Genomic DNA, 19,094 nt, shown 5'->3' on the forward strand with positions numbered 1-19,094 from the left:
GCAAGGTGGTCTCACCAGCGAAAGCACAGCCTATCGGCTGGGCAGGCCGGGAATTGCCCGGATGCTGGGCAAACCCGAGCCGTCAGAGCCGATCCCCGCTTGCTTTCCGCTCCCTTTGGCCCCAAATAGGGACCGGGAGATTGGCGGTGGACGAGCCACTCGCCAACCGGGTCAGGTCCGGAAGGAAGCAGCCCTAACGAGGTCCGGATCGGGTCGCTCGTCAGTCTCCTACTTGTTTTTCCGAGCGAATTGCGCCGGCGGCTCAAGCCGCCAGCGCGCTCCTTTCCGCAAGAGCCGGCGAGAGACACTTCCATTGCGGATCGACCGATGACCGACGCTGGCGCCCCTTCCAATCCTGACAGCGCCAGCCAGGCTGGCACGCCGTACCGGGTGCTGGCGCGCAAATACCGCCCATCCTCCTTCGACGATTTGATCGGCCAGGAGGCCGTGGTCCGCACCGTCTCCAATGCGTTCGAGACCGGGCGGATTCCGCAGGCCTGGATTCTCACCGGCGTCCGCGGCGTCGGCAAGACCACCACCGCGCGCATCCTCGCCCGTGCACTCAACTACGAGATGCCGGACGGCTCTGTGAAGGGCCCCACCATCCACATGCCGACGCTCGGCGTGCATTGCCAGGCGATCATGGAAAGCCGGCACATGGACGTGCTGGAGATGGACGCGGCCTCGCACACCGGCGTCGACGACGTCCGCCAGATCAATGACAGCGTGCGCTATGCGCCGGCCAGCGCCCGCTACAAGGTCTACATCATCGACGAAGTCCACATGCTGTCGACGGCGGCGTTCAACGCCTTCCTGAAGACGCTGGAGGAGCCGCCGGAGCACGCCAAATTCGTGTTCGCGACGACCGAGATCCGCAAGGTTCCAGTCACGGTGCTGTCGCGCTGCCAGCGTTTTGACCTGCGCCGCGTCGAGGCCGACGTGCTGATGAAGCACCTCGCCAACATCGCAGCCAAGGAAAACGTCGAGATCGAGGCTGAGGCACTCGGCATCATTGCGCGCGCCGCCGAAGGCTCCGTGCGCGACTCGCTGTCGCTGCTCGACCAGGCGATCGCGCATGCGGCGGGCGCCGTGAAGGCCGATGCCGTCAGGCAGATGCTGGGGCTCGCCGATCGGACGCGGGTCATCGACCTGTTCGATTCTGCTGGCGCGCGGCGACATCGCCTCCGCGTTCAAGGAGTTCCGCGACCAGTACGATGTCGGCGCCGATCCGATCGTCGTGCTCTCCGACCTCGCCGAGTTCGTCAATTTCGTCACCCGCGTGAAAATCGTGCCGGCGACCGCGGATAACGTCGCCTATGGCGAGACCGAGCGCGTGCGCGCGCGGGATTTCGCCTCGAAGATCTCGATGCGCGTGCTGTCGCGGATGTGGCAGATGCTGCTCAAGGGCATCACCGAGGTGCAGGCCGCGACGCGCCCTGCTGCTGCCGCCGAGATGGTCCTGGTGCGCATCGCCTATGTCGCCGACCTGCCGACGCCGGACGAAGCTATCAAAATGCTGGAGCAGAACGGCGGCGGATCGCCGGTCGTGAGCGGCGGCAGTGCCGCGCGCAGCAACGCGCCGGCCGCGCCGATGGCTTCCACAGCGCCGGTCCGCATGCCGACGTCGTCGTCTTCGTTCGGCGGCGGCGGCGCCCGGCCGCAGATGGCGGCGCCTGCTCCCGCGGCCAGCCCGCAAAATCTTCCGCCCCAGTTGCGCATCACGAGCTTCACCCAGCTCGTTGCGCTCGCCGGCCAGAAGCGCGACGTCATGACCAAGGGCGCGCTCGAGGGCGACATGCGCCTCGTCCGTTTCGAGGAGGGCCGGCTGGAAGTCGCGCTCGAGCTCGAACGCCTCGAAAACCATGATCTCCGAGCTTGCGCGCAAGTTCGAGCAGTGGACCGGCCGCCGCTGGACCGTGATCGTATCGAATGAACAGGGACAGCCGACGCTGCGTTCGGTGAACCAGGCGGCCAAGCAGGAACATGCGCGTTCCGCCGAGGCCGATCCGCGCGTGCAGGAGGTGCTGTCGCGCTTCCCCGGTGCGAAGGTCGTCGAGGTCCGCAGGCTTGCCCCGGAGACGCCGGAATCCAATATTAACGCCGACTATGGCAGTGACGATCCGCCCGACGGTTCCGACGGCGACGATCTCTGAGCCGATTAAGGACAGCACCGATGGTCGATATTTTCGGCATGATGAAGCAGGCGCAGCAGCTGCAATCCAAGATGCAGGAGATGCAGGATGCGCTCGCCAACGTAGAGGTCGAGGGCGTCTCCGGCGGCGGTCTCGTTTCCGTGCGCATGACCGCGAAGATGGACGTGAAGGGCATCAAGATCGATCCCTCGCTGATGAAGGCTGAAGAGCGCGAGGTGCTCGAGGATCTGCTTGTCACCGCGCTCGGCGATGCCCGCCGCAAGGCGGAGACGGCGGTGCAGGAGAAGATGCAGTCGCTCACCGGCGGGCTCGGCCTGCCGCCGGGACTGTCGGGGCTGTTCGGCCAGTAATATGGGCGCTGTTGCGGGTCCCGAAATCGAGCGGCTGGTCCAGCTTCTCGCACGGTTGCCGGGCCTCGGCCCGCGCTCCGCGCGCCGTGCGGCGCTGCATCTGATCAAGAAGCGCGAGGCGCTGATGATGCCGCTGACGTCCGCCCTGCAGGTCGCGCTCGACAAGGTCCAGGTCTGCAAGACCTGCGGCAACATCGACACGCAGAATCCCTGCACGGTCTGCACTGATCCCAAGCGCGATCCCGCCATCATCGTCGTCGTCGCCGACGTCGCCGATCTCTGGGCGCTGGAGCGGGCCAACGCGACCCAGGGGCGCTACCACGTGCTGGGCGCGACCTTGTCGCCGCTCGACGGCGTCGGTCCGCAGGACCTCACCATCGACGCGCTGGTCGCGCGTGCACATGCGGCCGAGGTGCACGAAATCATCCTGGCGCTGAATGCCACGGTCGACGGCCAGACCACGGCGCATTACATCACCGACCTGCTTCAGGACGCCAACGTAAAAGTAACCCGGCTGGCGCACGGTGTGCCGGTCGGTGGCGAGCTTGATTATCTCGACGAAGGTACGCTATCGGCCGCGATGCGGCAGCGAACCTTGTTCTAGCCATCCAGACCTATGGAACGGACGACATGACGAAACGATTCGCCACACGATTGGCTTTGGTCGCGACGATGACGATGCTGGCGACCCCGGCGCTCGCTGCGCAGGGCGACGATGCCCCGCCGCCGTCGAAGCCCGGCAAGCCGATCAACACCGGCGACGTGCTCTCGGGCGAGCTGAATGCAATGAAGGTGCGCGACGTCAAGAACGCCGGCAAGCGAATCGCGACCTACCAGATCACCTCCGAGCCGCGGCGCCTGCCCGCGCCGAGCGGGCTCTGCAATCTCGAGACGGGGCCGGAGACGTTCCAACTCGTCACCTCCAGCGACGCGCAGGCCGCGCAGCTGAAATCCTTCGTCGGCAAGGCGATCTCGGTCAAGGTGGACGAAGTTGCCTGCGCCAGCGATCCCGGCCAGATGAGCGAAGCCGTGGTCACGAAGTGGAGCATCATCAAGAAGCAGTAGGGGGGCGCTCTCTCCGCCGTCATTGCGAGGAGCACTTGCGACGTAGCAATCCAGGCTGTCGCCGCGGAAAGAACTCTGGATTGCTTCGCTTCGCTCGCAATGACGAGGAGAGACGGCGGCGACTAAACCCTCACCGGCCCCAGCTCTTCAAAATGCCTGCGCTTCTGCAGCCATGTCAGCAGGATCAGGCTCGGGATCGCCACCAGTACGCAGATCACGAAGAACAGCGGCCAGCCGGTCGCCTTGGCGACATAGCCGGCCACGGATGAGAGATAAGTGCGCCCCACAGCCGCAAGCGCGGTGAGCAGCGCGTATTGCGTCGCCGTGTGCAGCGGGTTCTGGCACAGCGCGGAGAGGTAGGCGACGAAGATCACGGTGCCGATGGCGCTGGTGAAGTTCTCGCAAGTAATGGCGAAGGCGAGCGCCCATTGGCTGGTGCCGACGAACGCAAGCCACGAGAACGACAGGTTCGCGAGGGCCTGCACCACGCCGCCGATCCACAGGCACGTCGCCAGCGGATAGCGCCGGGCCAGGAAGCCGCCGGCAAAACCGCCGATCAGCGTTGCGGCGAGGCCCACGCCCTTCACGATCGCCGCATAGTCGTTGCGGGAGAAGCCGAGGTCGATCACGAACGGCGCGGTCATGGTGCCGGAGAACGCGTCGGTGAACTTGAACAGCACGACGAAGGCGAGCGCGGCAAGCGCGTCCTTGCGCGCCAGGAACTCCGAGAAGGCGCCGATCGCGGCGTGCAGCACGCGCGCGAACGCGGTCTCGGTTTGGGTCGCCGCCTCGGCCCGCGCCGATTGCTCGGGCTCGGTCGCGGCCAGCGCAGTGACCGTGCCGATCAGCACCATCCCCGCCATCACCACATAACCCCACATCCAGGCCGAATTGCGCGGAATGCCGGTGTCCTCGAAGCCCGAGACGATGAACAGCGCGCCCGCGGTCGAGACCAGCATGCCGATGCGGTAGGCTGCGACATAGGACGCCATGCCGGCGGCCTGCTCGCTCTCGGGGAGGCTTTCGACGCGGAAGGCGTCGACCACGATGTCCTGCGTCGACGAGGTCGTCGCCACCAGCAGCGCGCCGAGCGCGACGTAGAACGGCGAGCGCGCGGGATCGGTCAGCGCCAGCAGCAGGATCGCGATGATCAGCAGCAGTTGCGAGAACAGCAGCCAGCCGCGTCGCCGTCCGAACGCACGCGTGAACAGCGGCACATGCAGCGCATCCACCAGCGGCGCCCAGAGGAATTTCAGCGTGTAGGGTGTGCCGACCAGCGCGAACAGCCCGATGGTCCCGAGATCGACCCCGGCCTCCCGCATCCACACCAGCAGCGTCGAACCCGACAACGCCAGCGGCAGCCCCGAGGAGAAGCCGAGGAACAGCACGATCAGCACCGCGCGGCTGCAGGTAAACGGCCAGACTGTCGCGCCAGGATGTGGCGGGCGTGTCGGTGATGGCGGGCGATGTGGTGTCGGGGGCGGGCATGAGGAGGTGTTAGCAGATTCTGGGGGCGCAAGGGAGATGTCGCGGCCTTCTCCGCTGTCATCGTCCGCGAAGGCGGACGATCCAGTACCCACCAGCGTCTCGGTTCAATCACGACCGCCGCGGCATACTGGATGCCCCGCCTTCGCGGGGCATGACAGTGTCCCGGAGGTCCGGCTATCCCAGGATAAAGGTCGTCCCAGTTCGGATTGTCTTTCTCAATCAAACGGACCTTCCAGGCCCTGTTCCACTTCTTGAGGCGCTTCTCCCGCTTGATCGCGTTCTCGGGATCGTCGAACTGTTCGAAGTAGACCAGCCTTGCGACATCGTACTTCTCTGTAAAGCTCTCGATGACCTTCGACTTATGTTCGGCCACGCGACGAATGAGGTCATTTGTCTCGCCGATGTACAGCGTTCCGCCGATTTTGCTGGCGAGGATGTAAACGTAATAGGAGCGTGTGCCCAACTGCTACCTATCCCTCTCGCTGTTATCGTCCGCGAAGGCGGACGATCCAGTACCCACCAGCGTCTCGGTTCAATCACGACCGCCGCGGCATACTGGATGCCCCGCCTTCGCGGGGCATGACAGTGTACTACAAAATCACTCCCCCGCTTGCAGCTTCCTTGGAAACAGCTCCGGCGCACCGGTCGCCACCAGATGCGGGCCTTCGGACACGTCGGTCTTGCTGAAATCGAGTTCCTCGATGCGCCCGGCGCGCTTCTCGATCTTGTCGGCGGAGATCAGGATCTGGCGGACGTCCTCGTTGGCCTCGGCAAAGTGCTTCTGCAGCTTCGTCACGCGGTCGCGCAGGCGTCCGAGATCGTCGCCGAGCTTGATCACCTCGGTGCGGATCTGGTCGGCGGCGTCGCGCATGCGCGCGTCCTTCATGATCTGCTGCATCACCTGGATCGCCAGCATCAGCAGCGAGGGCGACACCAGCACGACGCGGGCGCGGTAGGCTTTCTGGATGATGTCGTCGAAGCCGTCATGGATCTCGGCGTAGACCGATTCCGACGGCACGAACATCAGCGCCATCTCCTGGGTCTCGCCGGCGACGAGATATTTTTCGGCGATGTCGCCGACATGCTTCATCACGTCGCTGCGCAGCCGCTGCGTGGCGATCCGCTTCTCTTCGTCGGTGCGGGCGTCGTGCAGTGCGGTCATCGCTTCCAGCGGGAATTTGGCGTCGATGCAGAGCGGGCGCTGGTCAGGCAGGAACACCACGCAATCCGGACGCTTTCCCGTCGAGAGCGTGAACTGGAATTCGTAAGCGCCTTTTGGAAGGCCGTCCTGGACGATCGCCTCCATCCGCGCCTGGCCGAAGGCGCCGCGCGACTGCTTGTTGGCGAGCACGTCGCGCAAGGTCGTCACCTGCGTGGTGAGGTCGGTGAGATTCTTGTGCGCGTTATCGATGATGCCGAGCCGCTCGTGCAGGGCGCGCAGGCTCTCCATGGTGTTGCGGGTGGTGTTCTCCATGGACTGGCCGACGCGGTGGGTCACCGAATCCAGCCGCTCGTTGACCGCCCGCGCCATGTCGGCCTGGCGGCCGGCCAGCGCCTGGGTCATGGCGTCGACCCGGCCCGAGGCCTCGCTCTGGGCATGCAGCATCTGGCTGATGCGCTCCTCAAGCTCGTCGGCGCGGATGGCATGCGCCATGGCGAGTTCCGCGCCGCGCCGCCCCGAACGCGCGATCACCACCGCAATCACCACCAGCAGGACGACGACAAGGGCGCCGAAGCCGATCAGCGCATCGACGACACGCACCGGCCAGTCGCCAGCCACGAAAATGATCTCGTTCATGCCTGTCCTTCTAGCCGATTCGGCGCGGTGCACGAACGAATAGCGAACATCTGGGGGTAAATGCCCCGTTAATTTTCATGGTTAACGAAACCTGAAGTTTTATGGTTAGCGAAGGGTTAACGGGGTTCCCCAGCCGCATTGACCGCATCCGGCGCGCGGCTTAAATCGCGGCCATGGCCCTCAGAGAAATCATCATCCTGCCCGACAAGCAGCTGCGTCTGGTCTCCAAGCCGATCGAGAAGGTCACGGCCGAGATCCGCAAGCTTGCCGACGACATGTTCGAGACCATGTACGACGCGCCCGGTATCGGGCTCGCGGCGATCCAGATCGCGCAGCCTTTGCGGCTGATCACCATGGACCTCGCCAAGCGCGACGAGAACGGCGAGACCAAGCCGCTTCCGCGCGTCTTCATCAATCCGGAGGTCATCGCCTCGTCCGAGGAGCTCTCGGTTTACGAGGAAGGCTGCCTGTCGATCCCCGAATATTACGAGGAGGTCGAACGCCCCGCGAAGGTGCGCGTGCGCTTCACCGATCTCGACGGCAAGGTCCAGGAGGAGGACGCCGAAGGCCTCTTCGCCACCTGCATCCAGCACGAGATCGACCATCTCAACGGCGTCCTGTTCGTCGACTATCTGTCGAAGCTCAAGCGCGACCGCGTCATCAAGAAGTTCGAGAAAGCCGCCAAGCGCGCGGAGTGAGCCACACCCTCCGGCGTCATGCCCGGCCTTGTGCCGGGCATCCACGTTCTTTGCCGCAGTGAGCACGAAGAACGTGGATGGCCGGGACAAGCCCGGCCATGACGAGTACCTTGCTCATTCCGAGGATTGTGTAGCTCAATGCCCCTCCGCCTGATCTTCATGGGCACGCCCGATTTTTCCGTGCCGACGCTGCTCGAGCTGGTCGCGCATGGCCACGAGATCGCCGCCGTCTACACCCGCGCGCCGAAGCCGGGCGGACGGCGCGGCCTGCAATTGCAGCCGACCCCGGTCGAGGAAGCTGCGCGAAAGCTCGGCATTCCCGTGCTGACGCCGAAGACGCTGAAGACGCCGGAAGCGCTCGACGAATTTCGTGCCTTCGATGCCGATGCAGCGGTCGTCGTCGCCTATGGCATGATCCTGCCTCAGGCGATCCTCGATGCGCCAAAACTCGGTTGCTATAATCTGCACGCCTCGCTGCTGCCGCGCTGGCGCGGGGCCGCGCCCATCAATCGCGCCATCATGGCCGGCGACGCCGAGAGCGGCGTGATGGTGATGAAGATGGATGTCGGGCTCGACACCGGCGACGTCGCCATGGCCGAACGCCTTGCCATCACCGACACCATGACGGCGGCCGATCTGCACGATCGCCTCTCGCGCCTCGGCGCCGATCTGATGATACGGGCGATGGCCGCGCTCGCACGCGGCGGCCTTCAGCTCAGCAAGCAGAGCGAAGTCGGCATCACCTATGCCGCCAAGATCGACAAGGCCGAAGCGCGCATCGACTGGACCAGGCCGGCGCACGCCGTGCTGCGCACATCCACGGCCTGTCGCCGTTTCCCGGCGCCTGGGCCGAGCTGACCGGCGTGAGCGAAAATGCGCGTATCAAGATCCTGCGCTGCGAGCTGGCGAAGGGCACGGGCGCGCCGGGCGATGTGCTCGATGATCAGCTCACCATCGCCTGCGGCGAGGGCGCAATCCGCATCCTCGAGCTGCAGCGCGAAGGCAAGGCGCGGATGCAGGCCACAGACTTCCTGCGCGGGGTGCCGCTGAAGCCGCCGATGCGGCTGGCCTGATGCCCCGCTACAAGCTCACCATCGAATATGACGGCGCGCCGTTCTTCGGCTGGCAGGTGCAGGACACGCTGCCGTCGGTGCAGGGCGCGCTGGAAGCGGCGGTGAAGGCGATGACCGGTGCGGATCTGCGCGTGCACGGTGCCGGCCGCACCGATGCGGGCGTGCATGCGCGCGGCCAGGTCGCGCATGTCGATATCGAGAAGCAGTTTCCGCCCGGTCGTTTTCGCGACGGTCTCAACGCTCAGCTGCGTCCGCATCCGATTGCGGTGCTGGAGGCCGAGATCGTGCCTGACAGCTTCGAGGCGCGCTTCTCGGCCGTGAAGCGCCACTATCGCTACCGCATCGTCAACACCCGCGCCAATCTCGCCCTCGACATCGGCCACGCCTGGCGCGTGCCGCGCCGTCTCGATGCCGATGCGATGCATGCGGCGGCACAACGCCTGCTCGGCAAGCACGATTTCACGACCTTTCGCGATACCGAGTGTCAGGCCAAATCGCCGGAGAAGACGCTCGACCAGCTCGACGTGCTGCGCGATGGCCGCGAGATCACCATCGTCACCTCGGCGCGTTCGTTCCTGCACAGCCAGGTGCGCTCGATGGTGGGATCGCTGGTGTGGGTCGGCGAGGGACGCTGGACCGCGGACGATCTCTCGGCAGCGCTCGCCGCCCGCAACCGCGCCGCCTGCGGCATCGTCGCGCCGCCGGACGGGCTGTACCTGGTGAAGGTGGATTATTGAGGGGCCGAGGGGCTGAGAGCGCGTGCTCTGGCCGCACCCACCGCTGTCATGCCCCGGCTTGACCGGGGCATCCAGGGCGGGATCGCCCGATCAAGTCGGGCGATGACAGCCGTGTTTGTGGCGGCAGTTGCGCCTACCCAAAATACCGCGTCAGTATCCCCCGATACACCTTCGTCAGCGTCTCCAGATCCTTCACCGGCACGCGCTCGTCGACCTGATGCATGGTCTGGCCGACCAGGCCGAACTCGATCACCGGGCAATAGCTGGAGATGAAGCGCGCGTCCGAGGTGCCACCCGAGGTCGACAGCTCCGGCTTGCGGCCTGTCACCTCCTCGATCGCGGAGACCGCGAGATCAGTGAACGGGCCGGGCTTGGTGACGAACACGTTGGAGTTCGACGGCTCCCAGACGATGCGGGCCTTGATGCGATTGCCGCAGGCTTTCGTCAGCCGCGTCTCGACCAGTTCGCGCAGGCTCGCTTGGGTGTGGTTGTCGTTGTAGCGGATGTTGAACCGGGCCCGGGCTTCACCCGGGATGACGTTGAAGGCCTTGTTGCCGACGTCGACCGAGACGAATTCGAGATTGGACGGCTGGAACTGCGCGCTGCCATGGTCGAGCGGCTCGTCGCTGATCGCAACGATCAATCGCGAGATATCAGGCACCGGATTGGCGGCGCGGTGCGGATAGGCGACATGGCCCTGCACGCCGTCGACATAAAGCGTGCCGGATTGCGAGCCGCGGCGGCCGACCTTGATGGTATCGCCGAGCGTCTCGACGTTGGACGGCTCGCCAAGCACGCAATGGTCGAATGTCTCGCCGCGCTCGGCGGCCCATTTCAACAGCTTGATGGTGCCGTTGATGGAGACGTCTTCCTCATCGCCGGTGATCAGGAAGGAGATCGAGCCCTTACCGTCCGCGCGCGGGTTGCCGTCATGGGCGGCGAGATGCTCTAGCACAGCGGCGACCGAACAGGCGATGCCGCCCTTCATGTCGACTGCGCCGCGGCCGTGCAGGACGCCGTCCTTCACCTCGCCGGAGAATGCGCCGACGCTCCAGGCGCTCTCGTCGCCGGGCGGCACGACGTCGGTGTGGCCGGCGAAGGTGATGTGCGGGGCTTCAGTGCCGATGCGCGCATAGAGATTGTCGACGTCGGCGGTGCTGGGCTCGGAGAACGTCACACGGTGGCACGTGAAGCCGGCGGCGGTGAGCGCTTGTTCGAGCACCCCGAGTGCGCCGGCATCGGCCGGCGTTACCGAGGGGCAGCGGATGAGATCGCGGGCAATCGAGAGAGCATCGGTCATGCGCCCCGCTTAACATGCATGCCGCCGGGCGGGCTAGCGCTGGGAGGCACGAATTCGAGCTCGCTTTGCTGGTCCCAGCTTTTTGCAGGGGACGAAGCGGATGCCGGGCGGTCGTCGGTCTCGGCCAGTGGATCGGGACCGAACCGGTTATGGCCGGAGGTGCCGGGCACGCAGAACATTTCGGCGAGGCCCCACAACCACAGGGTCGAGGCTGTGAGGGCGAATTGAAGCGTCCAGTTGGTATCAGGCAAAAGGTCCGAGAACTGGCTGAACAGGCCGGGCATGAAGATGAACGGAACGATCCACCAGCCGCTCCTGTTGCGATCGTGCAGCCGCTTGATGGCCGTTGCCAGGAAAATCCATGCGAACACCGCCAGGCCGGACGACTTCAGCATCAGATCCGTGCGGTCAAAGGATTCCAGCGCGCGATAGGCCCGGGGATCGACCAGCCTGAAAAGGCTGTCGAGGGCGAAGTCGAACTCGAGCGTGAATCTGGAGGAAAACGCTTTCTCGCCGCTCGCGACGTGGATCGCCTGACCGATCAGTCCGAGCAAGCCCGCCAGCAATGCGACGATCAGCAGCGCCTGCCACAGCAGTGCACGGTTGATGCGCCCGTCGAAGCGGAAGAGATACCAGGTCCAGTCCATGCGAACGGCTCCGGGCGGAAGGGGGCGCCCGGGGATTTGTCGCGATGGAGGAAGAGAGGGTTCGATATTCTACCGAACCCGTCATCCTGAGGTGCGAGGCCTGCGATGCAAAGCATCGCAGGGGCAGCCTCGAAGGATGGGCGGCCGAGATGTCGCCGCGATGCAGCCGGGCCGTCACCCTTCGAGGGCCGCCGAAGGGGCGGCCACCTCAGGGTGACGGTGATAAGCTTGCGCCGGTGGCGCAGATCAATCCCGCAGCAGCTCGTTGATGCTGGTCTTCGCGCGCGTGCGCTCGTCGACGCGCTTGACGATGACGGCGCAAGCCAGGCTCGGGCCGGGCTCGCCGTTCTTCATGGGCTTGCCGGGCAGCGCGCCGGGCACCACCACCGAATACTCAGGGACTTCGCCCATGAAGATCTCGCCGGTCTCGCGGTCGACGATCTTGGTCGAGGCGCCCAGGAACACGCCCATGGACAGCACCGCGCCCTTGCGCACGATCACGCCTTCGGCGACTTCGGAGCGCGCGCCGATGAAGCAATCGTCCTCGATGATGACGGGCTCGGCCTGCAACGGCTCGAGCACGCCGCCGATGCCGACGCCGCCTGAAATGTGCACGCGCTTGCCGATCTGCGCGCAGGAGCCGACGGTCGCCCAGGTGTCGACCATGGTGCTCTCATCGACATAGGCGCCGAGATTGACGAAGGACGGCATCAGCACGACGTTCTTGGCGATGAAGGCCGAGCGTCGCACGATCGAACCCGGCACCGCGCGGAAGCCGGCATCGCGAAACCGGTTCTCGCCCCAGCCTTCGAACTTCGAAGGCACCTTGTCCCACCAGGTGGCCTTGCCGGAGCCGCCGGGAATGACGCCCATGTCGTTGAGGCGGAAGGACAGCAGCACGGCCTTCTTCAGCCATTGATTGACCTTCCACTTGCCGTCGGCGCCGCGCTCGGCGACGCGCGCCTCGCCCTTGTCCAGAATGTCCAGCGCCTGGTCCACGGCCTCGCGCACCTCGCCCTTGGTCGTGGTCGAGATGCCGTCACGCGCGTCGAAGGCGCTGTTGAGGGTCGATTCGAGGGCGGACAGGGACATCGGGATTTCCTCGTGGAAATGGGAATTTTGACGGATTGGGCCGCTTTTTCGGGATTTGAGGCGACGGAGTCAAGCTTGGTTCGGTGTCATCACCCGCGAAAGCGGGTGATCCAGTACGCCGCGGCGGCTGCGATGAATCGAGATGCCGGCGATTACTGGATACCCCGCCTTCGCGGGGTATGACCGCTATCTGGGGTAGGATAACCCCGCCAAAAACCCCGTCAGATCGTCCGTGACGTGGTCGACATGGGCCGCATCGCGGCCCTCCAGTTCCCAGTCCTCGCGCACCACTTCCTTGGTGCCGTCGGGCACCACCAGCACCGTGGTCATGCCGAGGTCGTGCGGGACGGTGAGGTTGCGGGCAAGGTCCTCGAACATCGCGGCGCGCGCCGGATCGACCGCATGGTCCTCGAGGAATTTCCGGTAGGTCTGCGGCGCCGGCTTCGGCTCGAAGCCGGCGGCGATGATGTCGAATACACCGTCGAAATGCGCAGCCAACCCGAGCCGCGCCAGCACCGCGTCGACATGGTCGACCGAGCCGTTGGTCAGGATCAGCTTGCGGCCCGATAATTTCGCGATGGCTTCGCCGAGCGCCGGGTTCGGCTCCAGCGGCGAGTGGTCGATCTTGTGGACATAGGCGAGGTAGTCGTCGGCGCGCACGCCGTGCAGGGTCATCATGCCGCGCATGGTGGTGCCGAAGCGCCGGTAATAGTCCTTCTGGATATTGCGCGCTTCCGCCGGCGTGACGTTCAGCCAGTTGCACACGAACTCCCCGATCCGCGCATCGACCTGCTGCCACAGATTGACGTGATGCGGGTAGAGCGTGTTGTCGAGGTCGAACACCCAGGTGTCGACATGGTTGAAGGCGCGCGGGGATTTCATCAAAGCTCTCTCAATCACGGCATCGCAAACCGCAGCGTCTTGCCGCCGCTCGACATGTCCACCACACCAAACCCCGTCGCCGCGAAACCGCGCGCGCCGCAATCGGTCTGCTCAACGGTCTCGAATTTGGTCTCGCGGGTGCAGAGCTGCCTGTCGCCGCCCCAGTTCAGCGGCTTGTCCTTCAGCTTGATGACGCGGTTGTCGGCGTCCACGGCTTCCGCGAAGCTGAAGATCTGTTTCGGCTGGCCCGTCACGTCGGGGTGCAGGCAGGCCTTGGGATCGAGGCGATACCAGCCGCGGCTAGTCACGGACTTACCGTCGTCGGTGGCGATCGCCGCCATCACCTTGTGCGGCGTGTCGTTGCACCAGGTCAAGCCGCTCGCGGACGGGGTCTGCGTCGCATCGACCATGGTCTTGAAGAAACTCGGCGACGATACCGCGTCGGACGGCAGCCCGCGGCTCTTCAGGAACGCGGCCAGCGCGGCCTGCGTCTTCGGTCCGTCGACGCCGTCGATCGCGCCGACGTCGTAGCCGATGATCACCAGCAGCCGCTGGATGCCGGCGAGCCGCGCCTGCTCGTCGTCGTATTCGGAATCCTCGGCGAGATACGTCACCAGATTGCCGTCGTCGCCCTGCGTCGGCGTCACCTGCGTGAAGGCCGCCTGGGTCTGGCCGCTGCGGCACTGCCGCGCGGCCGCGATGACGAAATTGTCCTGCGCCACGCACAGCGTGTCGCTGCCGTTCTGCGGGATCGGTGATGCGCCATAGACGCCGAGCGCACGGGCGTTGAGCAGGATGCGGTCGGCGGAGAGCGTGCCCTGCACCACCACGCGGCAGGTGGCGGGGTCGATCCTGAACCAGCCCCGCGTCGCGGTCGCCGCCTTGTCGTCGATACCGATCGCGGCCTCGACGACATAGGACATGCGGTTGCAGATCTTGAGGTCGGCGAAGGCGGGCGCGGAAGAAAAGACGAACGAGACGGCCGCGGCCGGGAGGGCCATGAGGAAACGCGTGAGGAGAGAGTGGCTGGGGCGACGCTGTCTCAACTCGTCATGGCCGGGCTTGTCCCGGCCATCCACGCCTTGCCTCGGCAAAGAACGAACGTGGATGCCCGGGACAAGCCCGGGCATGACGCCCCGTTTCCTTGGCCACTCGTCTCTCACTTGTGGATCAGCGTTCCCGTGCCCGTGTTGGTGAAGAGCTCGAGCAGCACCGCGTGCTGCATCTTGCCGTCGATGATGACCACGCCCTCCACGCCCTGTTCGAGCGCGTAGATGCAGGTCTCGACCTTCGGGATCATGCCGCCGGAAATGGTGCCGTCGGCGATCAGTTTGCGCGCGTCCTTCACCGAGAGTTGCGGGATCAGCTTCTTCGACTTGTCGAGCACGCCCGGCACGTCGGTGAGCAGCAGCAGGCGCTTGGCCTTCAGCGCGCCGGCGACCGCACCGGCAAAGGTGTCGGCGTTGACGTTCAGCGTCTGGCCTTCCTTCGAGGTCGCGAGCGGCGCCAGCACCGGGATCAGCTCATAGCCGATCAGCTGGTTGAGCAGCGTGAGGTCGACCTTCTCGGGGTCGCCGACGAAGCCGAGGTCGACCGCCTTCTCGATGTGCGAGTCCGGATCGATGATGGTGCGCGTCGTCTTCGACGCCTTCACCATGTTGGCGTCCTTGCCCGACAGGCCCACGGCCTTGCCGCCGGCTTCGTTGATGTAGCCGACGATCTGCTTGTTGACCGAGCCGGCCAGCACCATCTCGACGATCTCGATGGTCGCGGCGTCGGTGATGCGCAGGCCGGCTGCGAATTCCGAGACGATGCCGAGGCGCTTGAGCATGGTCGCGATCTGCGGCCCGCCGCCGTGCACCACCACCGGATTGATCGCGGTCTGCTCCAGCAGCACGATGTCGCGGGCGAAGTTCTTCGCGGTCTCCTCGTCGCCCATGGCATGGCCGCCATATTTGATGACGATGGTTTCCTCGTCATACTGCTGCATGTGCGGCAGCGCTTCGGACAGGATACGGGCCTGGTCGAGCGGGGAGATGTCGGTCATGTCGCGGTCTCGCTGGCGGGACTATCGGGCCGCGTTCTATCCGATTGGCGGACGCTGCGCAAAGCGTTGGTGCGGCGTAGCCCGGATGAAGCGAAGCGTAATCCGGGATTCGTGCCACGCCCACCGGCCCCGGATTGCGCTTCGCTCCATCCGGGCTACAGTTTCAGCGCTTCGCCACCACCGCCGCCAGCGTCACCGCCAGCCAGCTCGCAATCATCACCGTTCCGCCGGTCGGGGCCGCGTAAGGAAACAGCGAATGGCCGGCATATTGCCGCAAGGTGAGGTCGCCCGCGAACAGCACGGCGCCAATCACGAAGCCGAACGCGGCAATGAGGCCAATTCCGCCGTGCAGAAGTCCGCGCGCGAGCAGCGCGACCGCGGCGAGTATGGCGGTTGCATGAAACAGCAACATGGCGCTGGCCGAGGCGAGACGGCTGGCATCGGCGCCGTGGGCGGAGGCGGCGGCCAGCGCGACGCCGGCGGCGCCCATCAAACCGGCAAGCCCAATCAGCAGGCGCGCCATCACGAGCTCCGCTCCTCCAGCAGCCTGGCGATCGCGGTGCGCAGTTCGGCCATGCCGGTCGAGCTGCGTGACGAGGTCGCAAGCACGTTCGGGAACGCGGCCGGATGCTTGGCCAGTGCGGCCTCCGTCTCGGCGATGCAGGTCTGAAGCTCGGACGCCTTCACCTGGTCGGCCTTGGTCAGCACGATCTGGTAGCTGACGGCGGAGCGGTCGAGCGTCCCGAGGATTTCGAGATCGACCTCCTTGAGCCCGTGCCGCGCGTCGATCAGCACGTAGACGCGCGCGAGGCTGGAGCGTCCCAGCAGGAATTTGTGGATCAGCTCGGTCCAGGATGCGACCTGGCTCTTGGGCGCCTTGGCGTAGCCATAGCCGGGCATGTCGACCAGGCGCAGGTCTTTTTTCCGGGAACCTCGAAGAAGATCAGCTCCTGGGTGCGGCCCGGCGTATGCGAGGTGCGCGCAAGCGCGTTGCGCCCCGTGAGCGCGTTGATCAGGCTGGACTTGCCGACATTGGAGCGGCCGGCAAAGGCGATCTCCAGCCCGTCCATCGGCGGCAGCGTCTGGACCGAGGGCGAGGCCCAGATGAACTGCCAGTCGCGGGTGAACAGCTTTCGCCCGGCCTCGATCAGCTTCGCATCTTTGTCGTCGGTCATGCGAAGGTCTCACCTTTCGTCATGGCCGGGCTTGTCCCGGCCATCCACGTCTATCCTCAGAGCGCGCGTCCAAAACGTGGATGCCCGGGACAAGCCCGGGCATGACGATGTGGAGGCATTGGGCCCGATAATGCCGAACGGCTACGTCGCCTTCTTCGCGAACGTTGCCTTGAGATTGTCGAACAGCTCCACCTTCACCCCGTTGCGGCGCATGATGAAGCTCTGCTGCAGGACCGAGAGCGTGTTGTTCCAGGCCCAGTAGATCACCAGACCCGCCGGGAAGCCCGCCAGCATGAAGGTGAAGATCAGCGGCATCCAGTTGAAGATCATCTGCTGGGTCGGATCCGGCGGCGTCGGGTTCAGCTTCATCTGGAACCACATCGTGATGCCCATGATGATCGGCCAGATGCCGAGCGCCAGGTAGTGGCCGAACAGCGGCAGCGTGGTCGGGTCGAACGGGATCAGGCCGAACAGGGTGAACAGATTGGTCGGGTCTGGCGCGGAGAGGTCCTTGATCCAGCCGAAGAACGGCGCGTGCCGCATCTCGATGGTGACGAACAGCACCTTGTAGAGCGAGAAGAACACCGGGATCTGGATCACCACGGGAAGACAGCCGGCGACCGGATTGATCTTCTCCTTGCGGTAGATCTCCATCATCTCCTGCTGCTGCTTCACCTTGTCGTCGGGATAGCGCTCCTTCAGGGCCGCAAGCTGCGGCTGCACCGACTTCATCTTCGCCATCGAGGCGTAGGACTTGTTTGCCAGCGGGAAGAACAGCAGCTTCACGATCACGGTCACGAGCAGGATCGAGATGCCGAAATTGCCGAAGAAGCGGTAGAAGAAGTCGAGCCCGAGGAACATCGGCTTGGTGATGAAGTAGAACCAGCCCCAGTCGATCAGGAGATCGAAATGGTTGAGGCCGAGCTCCTTGTTGTAGCCGCCGAGGCCGGCGAACGGGAACACGCCGACGACGCCGGCTTCCTTGGCGCCCGCGAACAGCCGCGCATTCGCGGTCGCACTGCCGCCGATTGCGACGGTGACGGGGTCGAGCAGATAGTCGGTCTGGTAGGTATGGACGTTGCCGACGGGGTTCGACGAGAAACGCGCCTGCAGCGGGGCACTGGTGTCCGGCAGCAGCGCCGAGGCCCAGTACTTGTCGGTCATGCCGAGCCAGCCGTTGGTGGCCTTGAAGTTCACCGCCTTGGCTTCGTCGATCTTCTTGTAGGCGTATTCCTGCAAGCCATCGAGATAGCCGATCAGGCCTTCATGCAGGATGTAGTAGCCGGAGACCTGCGGCGTGCCGTGGCGGGAGATCAGCGCGAACGGATAGAGCGTGACCGGCGCGTTGCCGACATTGCTCACCTCGTCCTTGATGGTGAAGAGATAGTGGTCGTCGACCGCGATGGTGCGGCGGAAGCTGAGGCCCTCGCCATTGTCCCACTTCAGCACCGCCGGCGTCGTCGGCGTCAGGCTGCCGCTGCCGTCCTGCTGCCAGACGGTCTGGGCATCGGGCATCTTCGCCGTCACGCCGGTCGCGGCCACCCAGCCGAACTCGGCGTAATAAGGCTCTGCGGTGCCCGAGGGCGAATAGAGGATGATCGCCGGCGATTTCGGGTCGACCGTTTCGCGGTACTGCACCAGCGCGAGGTCGTCGATGCGGCCGCCCTTCAGCGAGACGCTGCCGGTCAGCCGCGGGGTGTCGATCTTCACGCGCGGGCTGGCGGCAATCGCGGTCTCGCGGGCAACGACCGGCTGGGCCTGCTGGTTCGTCGTGGCTGACGGCTGAGCCGGACTGCCGGGCTGCGGCGCTGCACCCGGCGTCGCCGACGCCGTCGGCTGCGGCGTGCCCTTCTGGAGTTCGGCCGCCTGCTGCTGGGCGCGCTGCTTCTCCATCGCCGGCACGTTGTAGAAATACTGCCAGGCGATCAGCACCAGGCCCGATAGAATGACGGCGAGGATGGTATTGCGATTGTCGGTCATCACTGGTGTCTCGTCATCAATCGGGTTTGCGGCCGGCGGCGGCAGCGGGGCTGGGCCTCTGGCCGCGTCCCTTCGCCGATCCTTTGGGCATATGCCGCGCGGGCTTCGTAAATGCTATGCGCAGATCGTCGAGCATGGTGGCGAAGTCGCGCGAGAGCGCGTCCCTCCGGCCGACCAGGACATAATCATGATGGGGCTGCATCGACACCGGATCGAGCCGCTTCACCAGTTCGCGAAGCCGGCGCCGGATGCGATTGCGCTGGGGGGCGTTGCCGTTCTTTTTGGTAACGGTGAAGCCGATCCGGATCGGGCCGCTGTCGTCGCGGCCAAGGTTTTTCGGTCAAGGCTCTGCAGGACGAACGCGGGACTATTCACCCGCGCGCCATTGGCAACGGCGAGGAAGTCCGCCCGCTGCCTCAGCCGATCCATGATGAAATCCCAAAAGGGGGTCCGGCTCAGGCGCTCAGACGCTTGCGGCCGCGGGCGCGGCGAGCGGCGAGAACCTTGCGGCCGCCGGCCGTGGCGAGACGGGCACGGAAACCGTGACGGCGCTTGCGCACCAGTTTGCTGGGTTGATAAGTCCGCTTCACGGGTTTTTCTCCGCTGACC

At 65.3% G+C, this 19,094-nt stretch carries 15 protein-coding genes, 1 other RNA gene and 6 pseudogenes; 8 read left to right on the forward strand and 14 right to left on the reverse strand.

Annotation, left to right across the window (positions count from 1 at the left end):
• The first annotated feature begins 135 nt into the window (after nucleotides 1-135).
• The 5 genes and pseudogenes from ffs to ACQ86E_RS16195 all read left to right on the forward strand — a co-directional run bounded on the left by ffs (nucleotide 136) and on the right by ACQ86E_RS16195 (nucleotide 3,568).
• Nucleotides 136-232: signal recognition particle sRNA small type (gene ffs, locus ACQ86E_RS16175), an RNA gene on the forward strand.
• A gap of 95 nt (nucleotides 233-327) precedes the next feature.
• Nucleotides 328-2,153: pseudogene (locus ACQ86E_RS16180) on the forward strand (DNA polymerase III subunit gamma/tau).
• Between the two features lie 20 nt (nucleotides 2,154-2,173).
• Nucleotides 2,174-2,503, forward strand: coding sequence for a YbaB/EbfC family nucleoid-associated protein (locus tag ACQ86E_RS16185; RefSeq protein ID WP_431206219.1), 330 nt, complete (start codon nucleotides 2,174-2,176; stop codon nucleotides 2,501-2,503).
• A 1-nt stretch (nucleotide 2,504) separates the two neighbouring features.
• The gene (recR, locus tag ACQ86E_RS16190; protein ID WP_280712105.1) at nucleotides 2,505-3,107 is read left to right on the forward strand and encodes a recombination mediator RecR; all 603 of its coding nucleotides are present in this window, start codon (nucleotides 2,505-2,507) and stop codon (nucleotides 3,105-3,107) included.
• A 26-nt stretch (nucleotides 3,108-3,133) separates the two neighbouring features.
• Complete coding sequence (locus ACQ86E_RS16195; RefSeq protein WP_431206220.1) at nucleotides 3,134-3,568, forward strand: hypothetical protein; 435 nt, start codon at nucleotides 3,134-3,136, stop codon at nucleotides 3,566-3,568.
• Nucleotides 3,569-3,690: 122 nt separating this feature from the next.
• Here the strand turns inward: ACQ86E_RS16195 and ACQ86E_RS16200 are convergent.
• From ACQ86E_RS16200 to ACQ86E_RS16210, 3 genes and pseudogenes are all read right to left on the reverse strand, one after another.
• Nucleotides 3,691-5,056 (reverse strand): annotated as a pseudogene (locus tag ACQ86E_RS16200) (AmpG family muropeptide MFS transporter).
• A gap of 163 nt (nucleotides 5,057-5,219) precedes the next feature.
• Nucleotides 5,220-5,519, reverse strand: a pseudogene (locus tag ACQ86E_RS16205) (GIY-YIG nuclease family protein); the annotation flags it as partial.
• Between the two features lie 135 nt (nucleotides 5,520-5,654).
• Nucleotides 5,655-6,854, reverse strand: coding sequence for a DNA recombination protein RmuC (locus ACQ86E_RS16210; RefSeq protein WP_431206221.1), 1,200 nt, complete (start codon nucleotides 6,852-6,854; stop codon nucleotides 5,655-5,657).
• A 173-nt stretch (nucleotides 6,855-7,027) separates the two neighbouring features.
• Here ACQ86E_RS16210 and def point away from each other — a divergent pair, with 173 nt between their 5' ends.
• The 3 genes and pseudogenes from def to truA all read left to right on the forward strand — a co-directional run bounded on the left by def (nucleotide 7,028) and on the right by truA (nucleotide 9,362).
• A complete protein-coding gene (gene def / locus ACQ86E_RS16215; protein WP_431206222.1) occupies nucleotides 7,028-7,552 on the forward strand; it encodes a peptide deformylase in 525 nt (174 codons plus the stop codon).
• A gap of 138 nt (nucleotides 7,553-7,690) precedes the next feature.
• A pseudogene (fmt, locus tag ACQ86E_RS16220) lies at nucleotides 7,691-8,625 on the forward strand (methionyl-tRNA formyltransferase).
• Nucleotides 8,625-9,362 carry a tRNA pseudouridine(38-40) synthase TruA gene (gene truA, locus ACQ86E_RS16225; RefSeq protein ID WP_431206223.1) on the forward strand — a complete coding sequence of 246 codons (738 nt, stop codon included), beginning with the start codon at nucleotides 8,625-8,627 and terminating at the stop codon, nucleotides 9,360-9,362. Before fmt ends, truA begins: the two are co-directional and overlap by 1 nt.
• Nucleotides 9,363-9,495: 133 nt before the next feature.
• Here truA and dapE read toward each other — a convergent pair whose 3' ends face one another.
• The 11 genes and pseudogenes from dapE to rpmH form a co-directional block, all read right to left on the reverse strand.
• Nucleotides 9,496-10,662, reverse strand: a complete 1,167-nt coding sequence (gene dapE, locus ACQ86E_RS16230; protein WP_431206224.1) for a succinyl-diaminopimelate desuccinylase — start codon at nucleotides 10,660-10,662, stop codon at nucleotides 9,496-9,498.
• Nucleotides 10,659-11,309: a DUF805 domain-containing protein gene (locus tag ACQ86E_RS16235; protein WP_431206225.1), complete on the reverse strand. Its 651-nt coding sequence runs from the start codon at nucleotides 11,307-11,309 to the stop codon at nucleotides 10,659-10,661. The genes dapE and ACQ86E_RS16235 overlap by 4 nt, the downstream gene beginning before the upstream one ends.
• Before the next feature lie 246 nt (nucleotides 11,310-11,555).
• Nucleotides 11,556-12,401 carry a 2,3,4,5-tetrahydropyridine-2,6-dicarboxylate N-succinyltransferase gene (dapD, locus tag ACQ86E_RS16240; protein ID WP_431206226.1) on the reverse strand — a complete coding sequence of 282 codons (846 nt, stop codon included), beginning with the start codon at nucleotides 12,399-12,401 and terminating at the stop codon, nucleotides 11,556-11,558.
• Nucleotides 12,402-12,587: 186 nt separating this feature from the next.
• Nucleotides 12,588-13,283, reverse strand: coding sequence for a pyrimidine 5'-nucleotidase (locus ACQ86E_RS16245; protein WP_431206227.1), 696 nt, complete (start codon nucleotides 13,281-13,283; stop codon nucleotides 12,588-12,590).
• 14 nt (nucleotides 13,284-13,297) lie between these two features.
• Nucleotides 13,298-14,284: a DUF1036 domain-containing protein gene (locus ACQ86E_RS16250; protein ID WP_431206228.1), complete on the reverse strand. Its 987-nt coding sequence runs from the start codon at nucleotides 14,282-14,284 to the stop codon at nucleotides 13,298-13,300.
• Between the two features lie 158 nt (nucleotides 14,285-14,442).
• Nucleotides 14,443-15,330, reverse strand: coding sequence for an acetylglutamate kinase (gene argB / locus ACQ86E_RS16255; protein ID WP_015689065.1), 888 nt, complete (start codon nucleotides 15,328-15,330; stop codon nucleotides 14,443-14,445).
• A gap of 163 nt (nucleotides 15,331-15,493) precedes the next feature.
• Nucleotides 15,494-15,853, reverse strand: a complete 360-nt coding sequence (locus tag ACQ86E_RS16260; protein WP_431206229.1) for a DUF423 domain-containing protein — start codon at nucleotides 15,851-15,853, stop codon at nucleotides 15,494-15,496.
• Nucleotides 15,853-16,505: pseudogene (gene yihA / locus ACQ86E_RS16265) on the reverse strand (ribosome biogenesis GTP-binding protein YihA/YsxC). The gene ACQ86E_RS16260 and the pseudogene yihA overlap by 1 nt, the downstream one beginning before the upstream one ends.
• Nucleotides 16,506-16,646: 141 nt before the next feature.
• Nucleotides 16,647-18,485 (reverse strand): membrane protein insertase YidC, encoded by a 1,839-nt coding sequence (gene yidC / locus ACQ86E_RS16270; RefSeq protein WP_431206230.1) that lies wholly within the window; start codon nucleotides 18,483-18,485, stop codon nucleotides 16,647-16,649.
• 16 nt (nucleotides 18,486-18,501) lie between these two features.
• Nucleotides 18,502-18,914: pseudogene (gene rnpA, locus ACQ86E_RS16275) on the reverse strand (ribonuclease P protein component).
• A gap of 26 nt (nucleotides 18,915-18,940) precedes the next feature.
• Nucleotides 18,941-19,075: a 50S ribosomal protein L34 gene (gene rpmH / locus ACQ86E_RS16280; RefSeq protein ID WP_008542748.1), complete on the reverse strand. Its 135-nt coding sequence runs from the start codon at nucleotides 19,073-19,075 to the stop codon at nucleotides 18,941-18,943.
• Between the last annotated feature and the right edge of the window lie 19 nt (nucleotides 19,076-19,094).

Source organism: Bradyrhizobium betae (assembly GCF_050632175.1).
Classification (GTDB): domain Bacteria; phylum Pseudomonadota; class Alphaproteobacteria; order Rhizobiales; family Xanthobacteraceae; genus Bradyrhizobium; species Bradyrhizobium betae_B.